Source organism: Lacisediminihabitans sp. H27-G8, from assembly GCF_046156175.1.
Classification (GTDB): Bacteria; Actinomycetota; Actinomycetes; order Actinomycetales; family Microbacteriaceae; genus Lacisediminihabitans.
In genome coordinates this window covers 845,632-861,313 of the sequence record NZ_JAYLVL010000001.1, presented here as the reverse complement: position 1 = coordinate 861,313, position 15,682 = coordinate 845,632, and the positions used below count along the sequence as shown (strand labels likewise).

Annotated in this window: 16 protein-coding genes and 2 pseudogenes; 14 read left to right on the top strand and 4 right to left on the bottom strand. The window is 67.3% G+C overall.

Features of this window, described 5'->3' with window-relative positions; genetic code table 11:
- Window positions 1–190: 190 nt before the first annotated feature.
- Both VLI63_RS04140 and VLI63_RS04135 read right to left on the bottom strand, forming a co-directional pair.
- Window positions 191–1,183: an aldo/keto reductase gene (locus VLI63_RS04140; RefSeq protein WP_409155639.1), complete on the bottom strand. Its 993-nt coding sequence runs from the start codon at window positions 1,181–1,183 to the stop codon at window positions 191–193.
- A 122-nt stretch (window positions 1,184–1,305) separates the two neighbouring features.
- The gene (locus tag VLI63_RS04135; protein ID WP_409155638.1) at window positions 1,306–2,187 is read right to left on the bottom strand and encodes an LLM class flavin-dependent oxidoreductase; all 882 of its coding nucleotides are present in this window, start codon (window positions 2,185–2,187) and stop codon (window positions 1,306–1,308) included.
- A gap of 522 nt (window positions 2,188–2,709) precedes the next feature.
- On the opposite strand from VLI63_RS04135, the gene ffh reads away from it, so the two are divergent.
- Window positions 2,710–4,308 carry a signal recognition particle protein gene (gene ffh, locus VLI63_RS04130; RefSeq protein ID WP_409155637.1) on the top strand — a complete coding sequence of 533 codons (1,599 nt, stop codon included), beginning with the start codon at window positions 2,710–2,712 and terminating at the stop codon, window positions 4,306–4,308.
- 172 nt (window positions 4,309–4,480) lie between these two features.
- On the opposite strand, the gene VLI63_RS04125 is transcribed toward ffh, so the two are convergent.
- Entirely contained in the window at window positions 4,481–5,161 is a 681-nt protein-coding gene (locus tag VLI63_RS04125; RefSeq protein WP_409155636.1) for an SGNH/GDSL hydrolase family protein, read from the bottom strand.
- A gap of 62 nt (window positions 5,162–5,223) precedes the next feature.
- On the opposite strand from VLI63_RS04125, the gene VLI63_RS04120 reads away from it, so the two are divergent.
- From VLI63_RS04120 to VLI63_RS04085, 8 genes and pseudogenes are all read left to right on the top strand, one after another.
- Window positions 5,224–6,027, top strand: a complete 804-nt coding sequence (locus VLI63_RS04120) for an LLM class F420-dependent oxidoreductase (protein WP_409155635.1) — start codon at window positions 5,224–5,226, stop codon at window positions 6,025–6,027.
- A 35-nt stretch (window positions 6,028–6,062) separates the two neighbouring features.
- Window positions 6,063–7,421 (top strand): annotated as a pseudogene (locus VLI63_RS04115) (amidase).
- Between the two features lie 130 nt (window positions 7,422–7,551).
- Complete coding sequence (locus VLI63_RS04110) at window positions 7,552–8,520, top strand: DMT family transporter (RefSeq protein WP_409155634.1); 969 nt, start codon at window positions 7,552–7,554, stop codon at window positions 8,518–8,520.
- A 128-nt stretch (window positions 8,521–8,648) separates the two neighbouring features.
- Window positions 8,649–9,044: pseudogene (rpsP, locus tag VLI63_RS04105) on the top strand (30S ribosomal protein S16); the annotation flags it as partial.
- A gap of 177 nt (window positions 9,045–9,221) precedes the next feature.
- Entirely contained in the window at window positions 9,222–9,458 is a 237-nt protein-coding gene (locus VLI63_RS04100) for an RNA-binding protein (protein ID WP_185201169.1), read from the top strand.
- Complete coding sequence (gene rimM / locus VLI63_RS04095; RefSeq protein WP_409155769.1) at window positions 9,451–10,077, top strand: ribosome maturation factor RimM; 627 nt, start codon at window positions 9,451–9,453, stop codon at window positions 10,075–10,077. The genes VLI63_RS04100 and rimM overlap by 8 nt, the downstream gene beginning before the upstream one ends.
- 15 nt (window positions 10,078–10,092) lie before the next feature.
- Window positions 10,093–10,830 carry a tRNA (guanosine(37)-N1)-methyltransferase TrmD gene (gene trmD / locus VLI63_RS04090; RefSeq protein ID WP_409155633.1) on the top strand — a complete coding sequence of 246 codons (738 nt, stop codon included), beginning with the start codon at window positions 10,093–10,095 and terminating at the stop codon, window positions 10,828–10,830.
- The gene (locus VLI63_RS04085) at window positions 10,827–11,402 is read left to right on the top strand and encodes a GNAT family N-acetyltransferase (RefSeq protein WP_409155632.1); all 576 of its coding nucleotides are present in this window, start codon (window positions 10,827–10,829) and stop codon (window positions 11,400–11,402) included. Before trmD ends, VLI63_RS04085 begins: the two co-directional genes overlap by 4 nt.
- A 58-nt stretch (window positions 11,403–11,460) precedes the next feature.
- Here the strand turns inward: VLI63_RS04085 and map are convergent, their stop codons facing one another.
- The gene (map, locus tag VLI63_RS04080; protein WP_409155631.1) at window positions 11,461–12,225 is read right to left on the bottom strand and encodes a type I methionyl aminopeptidase; all 765 of its coding nucleotides are present in this window, start codon (window positions 12,223–12,225) and stop codon (window positions 11,461–11,463) included.
- A 67-nt stretch (window positions 12,226–12,292) separates the two neighbouring features.
- Between map and VLI63_RS04075 the strand changes: the two genes are divergently transcribed.
- The 5 genes from VLI63_RS04075 (at window position 12,293) to VLI63_RS04055 (ending at window position 15,678) form a co-directional block, all read left to right on the top strand.
- Window positions 12,293–12,859: a hypothetical protein gene (locus VLI63_RS04075; protein ID WP_409155630.1), complete on the top strand. Its 567-nt coding sequence runs from the start codon at window positions 12,293–12,295 to the stop codon at window positions 12,857–12,859.
- Between the two features lie 122 nt (window positions 12,860–12,981).
- Window positions 12,982–13,332 carry a 50S ribosomal protein L19 gene (rplS, locus tag VLI63_RS04070; RefSeq protein WP_185201164.1) on the top strand — a complete coding sequence of 117 codons (351 nt, stop codon included), beginning with the start codon at window positions 12,982–12,984 and terminating at the stop codon, window positions 13,330–13,332.
- Window positions 13,333–13,401: 69 nt separating this feature from the next.
- Window positions 13,402–14,151, top strand: coding sequence for a signal peptidase I (gene lepB, locus VLI63_RS04065; RefSeq protein ID WP_409155629.1), 750 nt, complete (start codon window positions 13,402–13,404; stop codon window positions 14,149–14,151).
- 108 nt (window positions 14,152–14,259) lie between these two features.
- Window positions 14,260–15,018, top strand: coding sequence for a signal peptidase I (lepB, locus tag VLI63_RS04060; protein WP_409155628.1), 759 nt, complete (start codon window positions 14,260–14,262; stop codon window positions 15,016–15,018).
- Window positions 15,019–15,678: a ribonuclease HII gene (locus VLI63_RS04055; RefSeq protein WP_409155627.1), complete on the top strand. Its 660-nt coding sequence runs from the start codon at window positions 15,019–15,021 to the stop codon at window positions 15,676–15,678.
- Window positions 15,679–15,682 lie beyond the last annotated feature (4 nt).

Below are 15,682 nucleotides of genomic sequence, written 5' to 3'. Positions count from 1 at the left end.
GCGGGCAGCACCCCTCCCGGAATCGTCCCCACCCCTCATCGGACACGCCCACTCGAAACCACTTTCCCAAAACGCAGGAAATTCGCCTCGAAAAGGCCCCCGTGGCCGCGCGGACCCCCGTTTGGTGTCGAACCTCCTGCATTTTGGGCGGGGCGGGGCGGGGCAGGGCGGGGCGGGTCGGGGCGCAGCGTCAGGCGAAGAGCGCGCCAACCTGCTCGGCGAGGGCGTCGTCGAAGTCCATCGACGCGGCATCCGTCACCGCGTCCCACTGCTCAGTTCGTCGGGGGGACACGATCGTGGCGGTGACCAGCGGATGTCGCCGCAGCCAGGCCAGCGCGAGGGCCGGGATGCTCACCTCGCGTTCGCGCGCGAGGGGCGAGAGCCCGGACACCCGGGCCAGATTCGCCAGGGTGAAGGCCGTGGCATACATCGCCGGGGCGAGGGCGAGACGGCTGCCGGGGGCGGGATCGGGAAGTTCCTCCGGGTCGTCAGTGAGATAGCGAGACGAGAGGATGCCGCCGGCAAGCGGCGAGTGCGCCACGAATCCGAGATCCTCCTCGGCGAGAAGTGGCAGCAGGTCCCGCTCCACGCCCCGGGAGACGAGGCTGAGCTCTGACTGCACCCAGGCCGGGCGGGGCAACCCCGCGCGATCGGCGGCGAGCAGCCAGGCTTCGACCTCGCGCACCGAACCGGTGGAGCATCCCCAGGCTCGGATCTGCTCGGTGTCGATCGCTGCGGCGAACGCGGTGATCGTCTCCTCGAGGGGCGTGCGCTCGTCGAAACCGTGGGCGAGGTACAGGTCGACGGAGCCCAGGCGCGATCGGCTCAGGGCGAGCTGCCGCTCGATGTGGTCGGCGGCGAGCGAGATGGTCTCCTGGCCGCGCTCCACCACGTTGCCGACCTTCGTCGAGACGAGCACATCGGCCCGTTCGCGTTCCTCCCGCCAACGACCGATCACGCGTTCGCTCTCGCCGCCCGCGAAGGAATTGGCCGTATCGAGCACCCGGATTCCGACCTCGTAGGCCTCGTCGAGCCGCTCGAGCGCCTCATCCGTCTTCATGCCGAGTCCGATGCGGGAGGGCGCGGATCCGATGCCCCCGATCGCGGCGCCGCCGAAGAAGAACTCGCTGACCTCGATGCCGGTGGAGCCGAGCGGAACGGTGCGGAGTGCGGAGTCGGGCATGCCAGCAGCCTAGGTGGCTCGGGGACCGGGGGACTCGCGCCCCCGTCTGCCCGGCGGGGTAACCGTGACGGTCAGGCGCGGGCGCGCCGGTGCGGGAGACGGTGTGGCTGACCGTGCAGGGCTCAACGCAGTGCGGGCAACCGAGCCGCGACCGCTTCGAGCACGTCCTCGGATCCGGCGTAGATGCCGTCACGCCGCGGCCAGTGTGCGATGACATCCGTGAAGCCGAGCGAAGCTGCCCGCCCGGTCAGGTCTTCGAAGGCGCCGGCGCTGGAGAGCGCGAAGGTGCCCCCGGAGTCGATGGAGAGGTAGCGGTCGATGGATGCCCCGTCTCGTCCCGCGCGCTCGGCAGCGTCATCCAGCCGCCCGGCCAGCGTCGCGACGGACTGCCACCACTCCTCGCCGGTGACGCCATCCCTGCCCGTGCTCACCCAGCCCTGGCCGAAGCGCGCGACGAGGTCGAGACCCTTCGGACCGTTGGCCGCGATCACGAAAGGCACCCGCGGCAGTTGTGCGGGCACCCCCACCATGCGCGCTTCGTGTGTCGTGAACCACTCGCCGGCGAACGAGATCGCACCGTCGTGCTCGAAGCGCAGCAGCCCGTCGAGCTGTTCGACGAATTCGGCGAAACGATCGTGGCGCTCGCGGGGCGAGAGCGGAGGCTGGCCGAGCACGAAGGTGTCGAAGCCGGTGCCACCCGAGCCGATGCCGAGCACGAAGCGACCGTCGGAGATGTCGTCGACCGTTGCGACGTCCTTCGCGAAGGTGACGGGATGCCGGAAGTTCGGCGACGACACGAAGGTGCCGAGGCGGATGCGTGAGGTCACCGTTGCCGCCGCGGTGAGAGTGGGGATAGTAGCGCCCCAGGGCTCGTCGGCCAGGCTGCGCCAGGAGAGGTGGTCATAGGTCCAGGCGTGGTCGAAGCCGAGCTCCTCCGCGCGAGCCCACTGATTCTTCGCCTGAGCCCAGGGCTGTTGGGGCAGGATCGTGATTCCGAATCGCATGCTGTGAGCCTAGGGCCGAGCATCCGGTCGGCTGGGCTCGGCTGGGCTGGGCTGGGGTCGGCTGCGCTCGGGTCGGCCGTCGACCGGGCGGTGGGCGAGTAGGAGTCAGCAATTGGGTCGGCACTCGGGCAGGGCGGGCAGGCGGGGCCGGCGAGCTGCAGTCGCTTCGAATTCGACTCGGGAGAAGTTGCGGGTTAGGAAGCGGCTGACCCGCATTTAGTCCCGACTCGACTCTTCGCACTATAGCGGCAGTCGACGGGCCCCGAAGCGGCAGTCGAGATGCAATCGACCGGCACCGAACCGGCAGTCGAGCGCAATCGACCGGCACCGAACCGGCAGTCGAGACCCAATCGACCGGCACCGAACCGGCTCTGGGGGACAGTGGATCGGCAGTCGAATAGGCAGCGGACCGGCCAGCGGACCGGGCAGCGGATCGGCACCGAACCCGAAGCGGACCGGCAGCATCCGAGTCGCATCCACCCGACGCGATGCCTCACGATCCCGGGTTAAACTGGTGGCATCATGGCCACCTTCGGAAATCTCACTGACCGCCTCGCGGATACCTTCAAGAACCTGCGCGGCAAGGGCAAACTGAGTGCCGCGGATGTCGACGGCACGGTGCGCGAGATCCGTCGCGCCCTGCTCGATGCCGACGTCGCCCTCGATGTCGTCAAGGACTTCACCGGACGGGTGCGCGAGCGCGCCCTCGGCGACGAGGTCTCGAAAGCACTCAACCCCGCCCAGCAGGTGGTGCAGATCGTCAACGACGAACTCATCACGATCCTCGGTGGTGAGGCGCGCCGCATCCAGTTCGCCAAGACCGCGCCGACCGTGATCATGCTCGCCGGCCTTCAGGGCGCCGGCAAGACGACCCTCGCCGGCAAGCTCGCCAAGTGGCTCGCCGGCCAGAACCACACCCCGCTGCTCGTCGCCGCGGACCTGCAGCGACCGAACGCCGTCACCCAGCTCAAGGTCGTCGCGGAACAGGCCGGGGTCGCGGTCTACGCACCGGAACCCGGCAACGTCGGTGCCGAGGATGCCGCGCCGAGGTCGTTCTTCGGCGGCGCGGCCAACCCGGTCAAGGTCGCAAAGGACGGCGTGAAGTTCGCCCGTGACAAGCAGTACGACATCGTTATCGTCGACACGGCCGGCCGTCTCGGTGTCGATGCTGACCTGATGAAGCAGGCCTCCGACATCCGCCGTGCCATCGACCCCGACGAGGTCTTCTTCGTCATCGACGCGATGATCGGCCAGGATGCCGTCGCGACCGCGAAAGCCTTCCAGGAGGGAGTCGACTTCACCGCCGTCGTGCTCACCAAGCTGGACGGCGACGCGCGCGGTGGGGCTGCGCTCTCCGTGGCATCCGTCACCGGGCGTCCGATCATCTTCGCCTCGACGGGCGAGTCGCTCGACGACTTCGAGCCCTTCTATCCGGATCGGATGGCGAGCCGCATCCTGGACCTCGGTGACATCCTCACCCTGATCGAGACCGCGCAGAAGACCTTCGACGAGGAGGAGTCTCGCAAGGTCGCCGAGAAGTTCATGACCGACAGCTTCACGCTGGAGGACTTCCTCAGCCAGATGCAGCAGCTCAAGAACATGGGCTCGATCAAGAACATGCTCGGGATGCTTCCGGGTGCGAAGGGCATGCGCCAGCAGCTCGACAACTTCGACGAGTCGGAGATCACCCGCACCGAGGCGATCATCCAGTCGATGACCATCGGCGAGCGACGCCAGCCCAAGGTGCTCAACGGGTCGCGCCGCGTGCGCATCGCCCGCGGATCCGGCACAACCGTCACCGAGGTCAACGCGCTCGTCAACCGGTTCGAGCAGGCCGCCAAGATGATGAAGACCGTCGCTAAGGGCGGGATGCCGCAGGTGCCGGGCATGGGTCCGATCCCCGGTGCGAAGTTCGGTGCGGCCAAGAAGGTGCAGGCGAAGAAGGGCTCCAAGTCGGGAAACCCCGCCAAGCGGGCCGCAGAGAACGCCGCTCTCGCGTCGGGGGCGAAGCCGTCAACCGGAGCTGCCGGATCCGGCTTCGGGCTCGGCGGGAGTGGCGGAAAGCCAGGGCCCTCAGAGGAAGAACTCGCGAGCCTGCAGAAGCTGCTCGGTCGCGGCTGACTTCCGGCGCCGGACTCCAGCGTCGGACTCCAGCGTGGAACTCCAGCGTGGAAATCCGGGCGTCGAACTCCAGCGTGGAAATCCGGGCGTCGACGGACAACTCGGGCCGGCACGCCGGCCCGGAATGTCCGGGACGGCCCGGGACGGGCGCGACGTCGGCGGCAGCGGGCGACTAGATCGACAGCTTCGCGCTGCGGATCGCCCCCGCGATCACCTTCGCGAGTTGCTGCTGTCCGCGCACGGTCGGGTGGATGTCATCCGACTGCAGCCAGGACCGGTGGCCCGCCAGGGGTTGGCCGATGTCGAGGTAGGTGCCCTTCACCGCCAGGATCGCCGTGCGCACCTGTTCGTTGATGTCATCCATCTGGTTGGGGGCGACGGTGTCGTTCCAGACCGTGCTGATGCCGACGATGGTTGCCGCCGGCAGCTTCGCCCGCAGGCTCGAGACCACCGACTCCGTCTCGGTGTTCAGTTGCTCGTTGTCGGTGCCGAGGTCGTTGCTGCTTCCGGAGATGAGGATGAGGGCCGGATGCAGGGCCACCGCCTCGCTCACCAGACCGGAGAAGTCCGCACCGCAGTCATTGTCGTCGCCGGCTGCCACGAAGCCCGCTCCATCGCAGGCGAGGTTCGTCAGGTCCCAGCCGTTGGTTGCCGCGAGCATCGCCGGCCAGGCCTGCGCAGCGGACAGACCGTGACCCTTCGTGATCGAATCGCCGATGGCCACGACCACCGGTCGCGTCTCCGCAGAGCTCGCATTGGTGTCGGTGGCGAGCGCAGCATTCGAGCATCCGGAAAGCAGGAGCATCGCCCCGGCGACCAGAAGGGCGCAGGCGCAGGCTCGAATGCGGTTCACGAACACCAAGTGAACGCCGTATTCCTATGAAGATGCCGCACGGACCGTCATAGGCTTGAGGCATGACTGATGCCCCAAACCGTCCCGTCCGACTCGGCGTGCAGATCGCGCCCCAGCATGCGAGCTACGAGAAGATCCGCGAGACCGCGGCCGAACTCGAGGAGCTCGGCGCCGACGTCCTCTTCAACTGGGATCACTTCTATCCCCTCTCCGGCGAACCGGACGGCTTGCACTTCGAGTCCTGGACCATGCTCGCCGCGCTCGCCGAGCAGACCTCTCGCGTGGAGCTTGGCGCCCTCGTCAACTGCAACAGCTACCGCAACGCCAACCTGCAGGCCGACATGGCGCGCACCATCGATCACATCAGTGCGAAGGGCACCGGCACCGGCCGCTTCATCTTCGGCACGGGTTCCGGATGGTTCGAGCGCGACTACGACGAGTACGGCTACGAATTCGGCACCGTCGGCCAGCGTCTCGACGCCCTCGCAGCCAACCTCCCGATCATCGAGGAGCGCTGGGGCAAGCTCAACCCGCCTCCCACCCGTCACATCCCCGTGCTCATCGGTGGCGGGGGCGAGAAGAAGACCCTGCGCATCGTGGCGAAGCACGCTGACATCTGGCATTCCTTCAGCGACCCGGAGACTCTGCAGCGCAAGCTCGGGATCCTCGCCGAGCACGGTGGGGCTGTGGGTCGCGACATCTCCCAGATTGAGATCTCGACCGAGCTGCGCGGGCGCACCCCCGACGAGGCGGATGCGCTGCACGCCCTCGGCACGACGCTGTTCACGATCGGTCTCAGCGGACCGGACTACGACCTGGCCCCGGTGCGCGACTGGCTCTCCTGGCGCGACTCGAAGAACGCCTGACGGCGACGGGATGAGGAGGGTCCTAGGCTAGGGCCATGACCCTCCTCACCGCCGTGGAGTCGGCCGCCGCCGCGCGTTCCGGCACTCTCACCGCCGTCGATGCGACCCGTGCCGCGCTCGCCCGGATCGAGGCGGGAATGCGGCTCGGGGCCTTCCAGGTGGTGCGTGCCGAGAGGGCGCTCGCCGAGGCCGCGGCGGTGGATGCCCGGGCCGACCTTTCGACTCTTGCTCTTGCCGGCGTGCCCATCGCCATCAAGGACAACATCCCGGTGGCGGGGGAGCCGATGCGTGACGGTTCCGCCGCGACTAGCGCGAGTCCGCAGTCCGCCGACCACGAGCTCGTCGCCCGCCTGCGTGGGGCCGGAGCGGTCATCGTCGGCATCACGAGGGTTCCCGAACTCTGTGTCTTCGGCACAACGGATTCGGTCTAGGGTGTGACGAGCAACCCGTGGAACCCGGAGCGCACCCCGGGAGGCTCGTCCGGGGGATCGGCCGCCGCCGTGGCATCCGGACAGGTTCCCTTCGCGCATGGCAACGACGGCATGGGGTCGGTGCGCATCCCGGCCGCCAATTGCGGTCTCTTCGGTATCAAGCCGGGCAGTGGGCTCGTGCCCCAGGACATCGGTGTGGATGCCTGGCTCGGCATGAGCGAGAACGGTCCCCTCGCGACGACGGTGGCCGATGCCGCGCTGCTGCTCTCGGTCATGGCCGGCCGCCCGGGGCTGGCCTCGCCGGTCGAACCATCGAGGCCGCTGCGCATCGCGATCGCGGCGGGGGAGCCCTCACCGCTGGTGTCCCTCGACCCGGAGTGGCGCCGAGGACTGGCGGAAACGGCGGTAGCACTCCGCGCGGCCGGTCATCTCGTCACCGAGGTCACGTTTCCCTACGACCCGAATCCGCTGCCGCTGCTCGCCCGGTGGTTTGCGGGGACGGCGACGGATGCCGAGACGCTGGACGGCGTTCGGCTGGAGCGGCGCGTGAGGGTGCACGCCAGGCTCGGCAGGATCGCACGCCGGGCCGGGTTGCTGAAGAACGCACCCGTCGATCGACTGCGCGCCCGGGTTCACGCTTTCTTCGCCGACTACGACCTTCTGCTCACCCCCACACTCGCGCAACCCGGGCCGGTCGCCGGCAACTGGCACGAGCGCGGCTGGTGGGCCAACATGGTCTCGAACATCCGGTACGCGCCGTACCCGTCCACCTGGAACCTCCTCGGGTGGCCGGCGGCGAGCATCCCCGCGGGCTGGCACGCCACGGCGAAGGTGCCTCTCGCGGTGCAGATCATCGCGGAGCCGCAGCCCGATGGAGCCGGAGAGGCGCTCATTCTCTCCCTCGCCACCCAGCTCGAACGGCTCCGCCCGTGGCCGCGGATCGCACCGGGCTTCGGGGAATAGAGCCACCGCCGGGCGGTTTCAGCCGCCGATCGACTTCTGCCGGGGGTGCTTTCGGCCACGATTGCGCGGATTCCGGACATCGAACTCACGGTGGTGCCGGGGCGACGGTAGCCGTGTATAGCCTGAGCAGATGACCCGCATCCCCACCCCCGGCGTGAAGCCGGGAGCCCCGCAGCTCTCAGCACCGCGGCTCAGTACCTCGGTGCTGATCGCCATCATCGTGACCCTGCTCGCCTGGTCGAGCGCGTTCATCGTGATCCGCGGGGTCGCGCCGCACTTCGCCGGCGGGTCGCTCGCCTTCGCGCGACTGGTGGTGGGAACGGTGGTCTTGTCGCTGCTGCTGATCGGCCACCGCTGGGTGCGGCCGACGGCGCGGGAGTGGTTGCTGATCGTTGTCTTCGGGCTGTCCTGGTTCGCCGCCTACAACGTCGCCCTCAACATCTCCGAACAGTCTCTGGACGCCGGAACGACGGCGATGATCGTGGGCATCGGACCGGTGCTCATCGCGTTGGGAGCCGGGGTGTTCCTCGGCGACGGCATCCCGCGCTGGCTGGCGATCGGAGCGGGCATCGCCTTCCTCGGGGTCGTTCTCATCGGCATCTCCAGTGGGATCACCCGCATCGGCGACGGCGCGGGCGTGATCTGGGCCATCGTCGCGGCGGTCACCTACGCGATCGGGGTGATCTGCCAGAAGCCGGTCTTGCGCAGGCTGCCGAACCGCCAGGTCACCTTCCTCGGGTGCGCGGTGGGAGCCGTCGCGTGTCTGCCCTTCACCGGCGCTCTCCTCCACGACCTCTCGCGGGCACCGGTGACGAGCATCCTCGGGGCCGTCTACCTCGGCGTCGTGCCGACGGCGATCGCCTTCAGTACCTGGGCCTACGCCCTGTCGAAGATGTCGGCCGGGCCGCTCGCGGTCACCACCTATATCGTTCCGACGCTCGTGGTGGTCGAGGCGCTGCTGTTCTTCCGGGAGGTTCCGGCCCCCCTCGCGATCGTCGGTGGCGTCGTCTGCCTGGTGGGCGTGGCGGTCTCGCGCAGGCGTTCGCGAGCGCCGCGCACCACGATTGGTTCCCGAATCCCCAAAAACCTGCAAGAATGATCAGTCGAGACTTGTGCCGTTCGACCCTCTAATCAGGCGGCAGCGTCTCCCATCAGAGCTTTTCTGCCGAGTGTGCACCCCACGCTCACGGCAAGCAGTTCGCCCTCATAAATCATCTCTGGAGAATTGTGGCTGTAAAAATCCGTTTGAAGCGCATGGGCAAGATCCGCGCTCCTTACTACCGAATCGTTGTTGCCGACTCACACACCAAGCGTGATGGTCGTGTCATCGAGGAGATCGGCAAGTACCACCCCACCGAGGAGCCCTCGTTCATCGACGTCGACTCGGAGCGCGCGCAGTACTGGCTCGGAGTCGGCGCGCAGCCGACCGAGCAGGTCGCCGCCATCCTCAAGCTCACGGGCGACTGGGGAATCTTCAAGGGCGACAAGAACGCCGTCAGCACCGTGAAGACCAAGGAATCGAAGGTCGACTTCGTCGCCGACGAGAAGAAGAAGCCCGTCCTGAAGCCGAAGGCCGAGGCGCCCGCGCCCAAGGTCGAGGCTCCTGCCGAGGCATCCGCCGAAGCTCCCGTCGAGAAGCCGGACGCCGGCTCTGCTGATTCAAGCATTGCCCCGGCGGTCGAGGGCCTGAACGACGCCGACGCCGCGAAGGTCGAGGCCGTCTCCGACGCCGCCGAAGCCAAGGCCGACGACGCGACCGAGGCTGACGCCGAGGCTGCCAGCGCCGACAAGGCGTAGGCAATGCTCGCAGCCGCCCTCGAACATCTCGTCAAGGGAATCGTCGACAACCCCGACGAGGTTCAGGTCGTAGCAAAGAACTCACCGCGTGGCGAGGTTCTCGAGGTGCGAGTGCACCCCGAGGACCTCGGCCGCGTGATCGGTCGCGCTGGTCGCACCGCGAAGGCGCTCCGCACCCTCGTTTCGGCCATCGCCGACGGTCGTAAGGTGCGCGTCGACGTGGTGGACACCGATTTCTAACAACCCGGAACCCAGCACACAGCCCGCACCGGCCCCATCAGGGTCCGACCAGTTGCGGGTCGGTCGACTCACCAAGGCCCACGGCCTCAAGGGAGCGATCAAGGTCGAGTTGTACACGGATGCCCCGGAACGTCGTTTCGTTCCGGGCGCCGTGTTCACCCTTCAGGTGCCGACCTCATCCCCGTGGCACGGCAAGACGCTCGAGCTCATCGAACTCAAGTGGTACAACCTGCAGCCGGTGGCGTTCTTCAAGGATGTCTCCGACCGGTCAGCCGCTGAGGCCCTGATCAAGGCGATCCTCTGGATCGACCACGACCTCGCCGCAGCCTCTGACGAGGAGGATGCCTGGTACGACCACCAGCTCGTCGGGCTCGCGGTCATGCGGGACGGCATCCGTGTCGGCACCGTCAGCCAGGTGGATCACCTGCCCTCGCAGGACCTCATTCACGTGACGACCGAGACCGGCGAGGTTCTCGTTCCTTTCGTGAAGGCCATCGTGCCGACCGTCGACATCGCCGCGGGCACCCTCACCGTGACACCGCCGGATGGGCTGTTCGAGGAGCTTCCCGACGACGACGGGGCTCCCGAAAGCGCACCCGACACGGAGTCGACGGACTAACTGAGGGGCCTCGCGATGCGTATCGACATCGTCACCATCTTCCCGGAGTTCTTCTCCGTGCTCGATGTGTCCCTGCTCGGCAAGGCCCGCCAGACCGGCCTGATCGAGCTCGGCATCCACGATCTCCGAGACTTCACCTTCGACCGGCACCGCACCGTGGACGACACCCCCTACGGCGGCGGGGCCGGAATGGTGATGAAGCCGGAACCCTGGGGCGAAGCGCTCGACAGCATCCTCTATGCCGGCGAGGCACAGGGGGCGGATGCCCCGGTCGTGATCTTCCCCTCACCGGCGGGGGAGCTGTTCACCCAGAAGCTCGCCCACGAGCTCGCGACAGAGCCCCGGCTGGTCTTCGGTTGTGGACGCTACGAAGGCATCGACCAGCGCGTCGTCGACTACGCCGCAACCCGAGCCCGGGTGCGTCTCGTGAGCCTCGGCGACTACGTGCTCAACGGGGGAGAGGTCGCGACGATGGCGATGATCGAGGCGATCGGCCGGCTGATCCCCGGTGTGGTCGGCAACCCGGAGAGTCTCGTCGAGGAGTCGCACTCCGATGGGCTGCTCGAATACCCCAGCTACACCAAACCGGGCGTCTGGCGCGGACTCGAGGTGCCGCCTGTGCTCCTCAGCGGCAATCATGGGGCGATCGCGAAGTGGCGGCACGAGCAGCAGCTCGAGCGCACGCGCACGGTTCGACCCGATCTGCTCCCATCGGATCCGCCCATGCCCGGGGAGGGCAGTCCGGGCTCATGAGCGAGGGCATCGACGCTGTCGCCTGGCCCGTTCGCACGGAGCGCCTGCAGATCCGACCCGCCATGGAGACAGACGGCCCCGCGACCTGGCTGTACCGCAGGCAGGAGTCGGTATCCCGCTGGATCACCAGTGCCCAGCCCGACAGTGAGCACTATCTCGCGGACTTCGTCGAGCCCGGGCGGCTGGCCAAGACTCTGGTGATCGAGCTCGACGGCACAGTGATCGGCGACCTGATGCTGGCGATCGGGGATGCCTGGGCGCAGGCCGAGGTGCGGAAACAGGCTCGCGCGGTGCAAGCCGAGCTCGGCTGGAGCCTTGATCCCGCGTTCACCGGCAAGGGCTACGCCACCGAGGCCGTCGCGGAAGTGATCCGGATCTGCTTCGAGGAGCTCCACCTGCGTCGGGTGGTCGCCGAGTGCTTCGCCGACAACGAGCCGTCCTGGCGCCTCATGGAGCGCGTCGGCCTGCGGCGCGAGTCGCACGACGTGCGCGGATCCCTCCATCGCTCCGGCGAATGGCTCGACGGTTTCGCCTACGCCCTGCTCGCCGACGAGTGGCGCAGCGCGCGGTAGCGACCACGCGGTAGCGACCGGCCAGTCTCTCCGTGTCGATCTGACGCCGGGATGCCCGTCAGCGCGCCGTCAGTACCACCGGCCCGGCATCCGTGACGGCGATCGTGTGCTCGCTGTGGGCGGCGCGCGAGCCGTCCATGCTGCGCAGGGTCCAGCCATCCGGATCAGTGAAGATGCGGTCGGTGCCCTCCATCAGCCACGGCTCGATGGCGAAGACCAGTCCCGCCCGCAGAGGCAGCCCGCGACCCGGGCGACCGTCGTTCGCGATGTGCGGGTCCCCGTGCATCGTGCGACCGACGCCGTGGCCGCCGAAGTCCACATTCACCGAGTAGCCCGCTGCGCGGCTCACTTCGCCGATCGCAGCGGAGATGTCGCCGATGCGCGCCCCAACCTGCGCGGCGGCGATGCCCGCCGCGAGCGCGCGTTCCGTCGTCTCGATCAGGGCGACATCCATGGGTCTCGGGGTGCCGATGATGATGGTGACGGCCGAGTCGGCCACCCACCCGTCGACGGATGCCGCGAAGTCGAGGCTGAGCACGTCGCCGTCTTTCAGCGCGTAGTCATAGGGCAGCCCGTGCAGGGCCGCATCGTTCACCGAGGTGCAGAGCACCTTGCCGAAGGGCATCGCCCCGAACGACGGGTGGTAGTCCACGTAGCAGCTCGTCGCGCCGGCCCGGCGGATGAGCTGCGCGGCGAGCGAGTCGAGCGCGAGCAGGTTGACCCCCACTCTCGAGGCCGCGACGAGTTCGGTGAGTGTGGCGGCGACGAAGCGGCCCGCGGCTCGCATCTCGTCGATTTCCGCGGGTGTCCTGAGCTCGATCATCCATCTCCCCTTGACTGTGTCGCCTCGTGGGCGGTCGGTCTCTTCTGTCGAGCGTAAACTTTCGTCCATGTGGTATCGCCGGGTTTTGTTCAATACCCAGTTCGCCGCAACCATCGTGCTGCCACTGTGGCTGCTGATCGGACGGGTGTTCTTCGGCGTCATCCTCGGCTGGCACTACGCTATCGGCCTGTTCCTCGCCCCGCTGCTCTTCATCTTCCTCGCGGTGGTCACCACGATCACCTGGGCGCGGAAGAGCGCCCGTCGATCGGGCGCTGTTTCCAAGACGGATGCCGTGCTGCTGTCGGGCTGGTACTTCGCCGTGCTCTGCTACGGCTTCTTCGTGGTGGACTCCGTGCACAGTTACGAGCCGGGCACCTCGATCGCGACGCACGTCTTCGGGCAGGGCTTCCGGGATGCCTCCTTCACGATCGCGGACATCGCTGGCGGCGTGATCATCATCATCGCGTTCACGACGCTCTGGGTCGTGCTCATCGAGTACCTGGTCGAGACCCGACAGGAGGCCGTCACCCGCCTCACGGGACTCGACTATGAGGAGCTGAGACGCCGGCGCGAAGCGGACACCCCCGCGCCCACTCGTCCGAGTGGCTTAGTTCCGGGCGATGTGGCAGAATAGCGACTTGTGCCTACCGCACGACTCTGCCACAGGGGAGTCGTCATCGATATCGGCACCCTTTCCTTCTGAGTAACACCCTAAGCACGCGATCGACCTGTGGCGGTTGCAGAGAGCGAACCACCATGCATATCCTCGACGCCGTCGACGCGGCCTCCCTGCGATCGGACATCCCGGCCTTCCGCGCCGGTGACAACGTGAAGGTCCACGTGAACATCGTGGAAGGCACCCGCTCCCGTATCCAGGTCTTCCAGGGCGTCGTCATCGGCCGCTCCGGTGAAGGCGTGCGCGAGACCTTCTGTGTTCGCAAGGTCAGCTTCCAGGTGGGCGTCGAGCGTACCTTCCCGGTGCACTCCCCGGTGATCGACCACATCGAGGTCGTCACGCGCGGTGACGTGCGTCGCGCCAAGCTCTACTACCTGCGCAACCTCCGCGGCAAGAAGGCGAAGATCAAGGAAAAGCGCGACGCCCACTAGGCACGCCCTTCCACCCGAAGTTTTTCCGAGCTCCCCATCACCTAACATGATGGGGAGCTCGGGGGTTTAATGAGGGACAGAGATCCAGCCACACCCGCCGAAGACGAGGCGGAGAGCCGGCGTCGTTCGCGCGGGGTGAAGGTCTTCCTGCGTGATCTCCTGCTGATCGTGGTTGCGGCCGTCGTGATCTCGGTCGGCATCAAAGTCTTCCTGGTGCGCTCGTTCTACATCCCCTCCGCGTCGATGCAGAACACCCTCCAGATCGACGACCGGATACTCGTGAACGAACTGGTGCCGCGGATGGTTCCTCTGCAGCACGGCGATGTCGTGGTCTTCACCGATCCCGGCGGATGGCTCGGAGCCCAGCCCGTCGTGCAGCGGAACTCTCTCGCGGCGGGTGTCGACTGGGTGCTCTCCGCGGTCGGGCTGAGCGCTTCGGACAGCAACGATCACCTGGTCAAGCGGGTGATCGGACTGCCCGGCGACAAGGTCGTCTGCTGCAATGCGTTCGGGCAGATGTCGGTGAACGGCATCCCCCTCGACGAGCCGTATCTCAAACTCGAAAACACCTCCAACAGGGTGACCCCGTCGGACTTCTCCGTCACGGTGCCGAAGGACTCCCTGTGGGTGATGGGCGACAATCGCTACAACTCCTCGGATTCGGCGTACCACTACGTCAAGGGCGATGCCGGAAAGGGCTTCGTACCGACCGACAAGGTGGTGGGCCGTGCCTTCGTGATCAGCTGGCCCACGAGTCGCTGGACGTGGCTCGATGACTATCCGATGGTCTTCGGTGGCGTGGACGGAGCCGGCAAGTGACCTTCGATGCCAGCCTTCCGCTCGGTATCGGGCGGGTGGACGCGCCGTTCCACTGACGTTTTGGATGGGCTCCCCAGCACCTAAAATGATGGGGAGCTCAGGGGTTTAATGACAGACATCGATCCAGCCACATCCACAGAGGATGTGGCCGAAACTCGGCGCCGCAAGTCGCGCGGGGTGAAACTCTTCATCCGCGACATCGTGCTGATCGTGATTGCTGCGATCGTGATCTCGGTCGGTATCAAAGCCTTCCTGATCAGGTCGTTCTACATTCCGTCTGGCTCGATGGAGAACACCCTGCAGGTGGACGACCGCATCATCGTGAACGAACTGGTGCCGCGGATGGTGCCGCTTCAACACGGCGATGTCGTGGTGTTCAAGGATCCGGGCGGGTGGCTGCCCCCGAGCCCCGTCATTCAGCAGAACGGTCTGGTCGCCGCGGTCGACTGGGTGCTGTCGATCGTGGGACTCAGCGCTCCGGACAGCAATGATCACCTGGTGAAGCGGGTCATCGGCTTGCCCGGCGACAAGGTCGCCTGCTGCAACGCCTTCGGCCAGATGACGGTGAACGGCATCCCGCTCGTCGAGACCTACCTGAAGCTCCCGGATGGCGTGACCAAGGTCGCCGCCAACGACTTCTCGGTCACGGTGCCGAAGAATTCGCTCTGGGTGATGGGCGACAACCGCTACAACTCCGAGGATTCGCGCGCGCACGCCACGACTCCGAGCAAGGGCTTCGTGCCGATGGACGATGTCGTCGGTCGCGCCTTCCTGATCAGCTGGCCGTCGAGTCACTGGACCTGGCTCGACGACTACCCGAATGTCTTCGGTGGGGTCTCCGCGGCCAACCCCGGAACCTCCAAATAGGTGGTCGTCGCCTCTCCCACCCTGGATTTCGAGTCGCAGCTGCACGGGGGCGGCGCCCGCTTCGTGATCGGCTGCGACGAGGTCGGTCGCGGTGCGATCGCCGGACCGGTCGCCGTGGGGCTCTGTGTTGTGGATGTCTCGGTCGGCGCGATGCCGGAGGGCTTGCGTGACTCGAAGCTGCTGAGCGAGAAGCGGCGGGAGGTGCTCGCGCCGCTCGCTGCATCCTGGGCCCTGTTCAGCGCAGTCGGACTCGCGTCGGCGCGCGAGGTCGACGAGGTCGGCATCATCGCGGCGCTCGGACTCGCGGGCAAACGGGCTCTCGTGTCGCTGCACGAGGCGGGGGCGCGGGTGCGAGACTCCGTGATTCTGCTCGACGGAAGTCACGACTGGCTGACGCCGGCGTTGCAGAGTCCCTTGCGGCTCACCACTCGCGTGAAGGCGGACCGGGACTGTGCGTCGGTGGCGGCCGCATCCGTCGTGGCCAAGGTGCACCGTGACCGGCTGATGATCGACGCCCATGGGACCACCCCGGGCTATGGCTGGGCGTCGAACAAGGGCTATGGCAGCGCCGACCATTTTGCGGCGATCGCCGCACTCGGAGCAACAGACTTCCATCGCCGCAGCTGGTTGCATGCGGGCGAATCGGCCCCGGCCGACTGAACTA

Coding starts and splice junctions, on each gene's coding strand:
- VLI63_RS04140 (WP_409155639.1), bottom strand. CDS start 1,183: ATGCCCGACTCCGCACTCCGCACCGTTCCGCTCGGCTCCACCGGCATC.
- VLI63_RS04135 (WP_409155638.1), bottom strand. CDS start 2,187: ATGCGATTCGGAATCACGATCCTGCCCCAACAGCCCTGGGCTCAGGCG.
- ffh (WP_409155637.1), top strand. CDS start 2,710: ATGGCCACCTTCGGAAATCTCACTGACCGCCTCGCGGATACCTTCAAG.
- VLI63_RS04120 (WP_409155635.1), top strand. CDS start 5,224: ATGACTGATGCCCCAAACCGTCCCGTCCGACTCGGCGTGCAGATCGCG.
- VLI63_RS04110 (WP_409155634.1), top strand. CDS start 7,552: ATGACCCGCATCCCCACCCCCGGCGTGAAGCCGGGAGCCCCGCAGCTC.
- VLI63_RS04100 (WP_185201169.1), top strand. CDS start 9,222: ATGCTCGCAGCCGCCCTCGAACATCTCGTCAAGGGAATCGTCGACAAC.
- trmD (WP_409155633.1), top strand. CDS start 10,093: ATGCGTATCGACATCGTCACCATCTTCCCGGAGTTCTTCTCCGTGCTC.
- VLI63_RS04085 (WP_409155632.1), top strand. CDS start 10,827: ATGAGCGAGGGCATCGACGCTGTCGCCTGGCCCGTTCGCACGGAGCGC.
- map (WP_409155631.1), bottom strand. CDS start 12,225: ATGATCGAGCTCAGGACACCCGCGGAAATCGACGAGATGCGAGCCGCG.
- VLI63_RS04075 (WP_409155630.1), top strand. CDS start 12,293: ATGTGGTATCGCCGGGTTTTGTTCAATACCCAGTTCGCCGCAACCATC.
- rplS (WP_185201164.1), top strand. CDS start 12,982: ATGCATATCCTCGACGCCGTCGACGCGGCCTCCCTGCGATCGGACATC.
- lepB (WP_409155629.1), top strand. CDS start 13,402: ATGAGGGACAGAGATCCAGCCACACCCGCCGAAGACGAGGCGGAGAGC.
- lepB (WP_409155628.1), top strand. CDS start 14,260: ATGACAGACATCGATCCAGCCACATCCACAGAGGATGTGGCCGAAACT.